1 protein-coding gene and 2 pseudogenes are annotated in these 1,934 nt (G+C 63.0%); all 3 read left to right on the top strand.

Annotated features, from left to right (window positions below; all coding sequences use genetic code 11):
• The coding region (locus tag V7793_RS37030) for a reverse transcriptase domain-containing protein (protein ID WP_336014069.1) at window positions 1–1,482 on the top strand (1,482 nt) is incomplete at its 5' end.
• A 107-nt stretch (window positions 1,483–1,589) separates the two neighbouring features.
• Window positions 1,590–1,715: pseudogene (locus V7793_RS37025) on the top strand (IS5/IS1182 family transposase); the annotation flags it as partial.
• 12 nt (window positions 1,716–1,727) lie between these two features.
• Window positions 1,728–1,934: pseudogene (locus V7793_RS37020) on the top strand (transposase); the annotation flags it as partial.

Genomic DNA, 1,934 nt, shown 5'->3' with positions numbered 1-1,934 from the left:
ACATGGTCGGACAAACTCGTCAGTGAAGTAGTACGCCTCTTGTTAGAGGCGTACTACGACCCGACATTCTCCGACCGGTCTCATGGATTCCGTCCCCGCCGGGGCTGCCATACCGCCTTGCGGGAGGTGGCCCACACGTGGACCGGCACGTCCTGGTTCATCGAGGGGGACATCGCTGACTGCTTCGGCAGCCTGGACCACCAGGTCCTGCTGTCGATCCTCGGCGAGAAGGTCCATGACCAGCGGTTTCTGCGGCTGGTGCGCAACATGCTGACAGCCGGATACCTGGAGGACTGGAGATGGGGAGCCACGCTCTCCGGTGCCCCGCAGGGCGGAGTGGCATCCCCGGTCCTGTCCAACATCTACCTGCACAAGCTGGACGAGTTCGTCGAGAAAGTTCTAATACCGGAATACACCCGAGGAGACCGCCGGGTCCGCAACCCGGACTATCTGGAGTTGCAGAACCTCCTGGCGAAAGCCCGCCGGCGCGGCGACCGGGCCCAGGCCCGGACGCTACGTCAGAAGATGACCAGCCTGCCGAGCGCGGATCCGAACGATCCGGGCTACCGGAGACTGCGTTACATCCGCTACGCGGACGATCACCTCCTCGGATTCACCGGACCAAAAACCGAAGCCGAGCAGATCAAGCAGCGCCTGGCGGCATTCCTGCGTGATGAACTCAAGCTGGAACTGTCCCAGGACAAGACGCTGATCACCCATGCCCGTACCCGGGCAGCGAGGTTTCTCGGCTATGAGATCACGACTCAGCACAACGACACGAAGAAGACGGGCCGTTACCGTCGTGTGAACGGTCAGATCGCGCTTCGTGTTCCCCGAGAAGTGATCAAGGCTAAGTGTGCCCCTTACCTGTCTCGTGGGAATCCCGCGAAGAGGGGAGCCCTGGTCAACAGCAGCGACCATGCGATCGTTGCGACCTATGGGGCTGTCTACCGGGGCATCGTCCAGTACTACCTGCTCGCCGGAGATGTCTTCCGGCTGCATCTGCTGCGATGGGTCATGGAGACATCCATGCTCAAGACTCTCGCGGCTAAGCACCGTTCATCGGTGTCGAAGATGGCGGCCAAACACAAGGCCAGATTCGACACACCCAACGGGCCCCGAGTCTGCTTTGAGGCCCGGATTGAGCGGAAGAACAGGAAGCCACTGGTAGCTCGGTTCGGTGGGATTCCTCTCCAGCAGCAGCGGTCGGCGAAAGTCGTCGACCGTCGGCCTGTCTGGGTGGACTATCCCCAAAAGGAGCTGATCACACGGCTCCTTGCGGACACCTGCGAAATCTGCGGAAACACCGGTGATGTCGAAGTGCATCACATCCGTGCACTCGCCGATCTCGCACGTTCCGGGTGGCCGCCGTCCGACTGGGCACGCGTCATGCTCGACCGGCGCCGCAAGACCGTTGTGGCCTGCGTCAGCTGCCACGACCGTATCCATGTCGCACGAACGGCTGAATCGCTCACGCGGTAGTCACTGGAGAGCCGGATGACAGGGAAACCGTCACGTCCGGTTCGGCGGGAGGCCGCGCGGAGAAGGACCCGCCACGGCGGGCACCTTGCCGCGCGGCCGACCCAACGTCGTGGCTGACTGGCTACCGGCGCCTGTCACCCCGCTACGAGCGAGACCCCCGCAACTACCTCGCCTTTCTCGGTCTCGCAGCGGCGATCTGCAGCTACAAGCGGCTCATCCGACTCACCACATAGGACACGCTCTAAGTCGTCGAGCACCTCGGGGACCGGAATGCCGTTCTGATCACCGACGACACTGGCATCCTCAAGAAGGGCACCCGCTCGGCGCGTGTGCAAAGGCAGCACTCCGGCACCGCCGGACGCACCGAGAACAGCCAGATCGGGGTGTTCCTCACTTACGCCACCCGCCGCGGACGCACACTGATCGACCGCCTGTCGGTGTACTCGTTGAAG

It is taken from the genome of Streptomyces sp. KLMMK (assembly GCF_036961605.1).
Classification (GTDB): domain Bacteria; phylum Actinomycetota; class Actinomycetes; order Streptomycetales; family Streptomycetaceae; genus Streptomyces; species Streptomyces telluris.
This window is presented reverse-complemented; position numbering and strand designations above follow the sequence as displayed.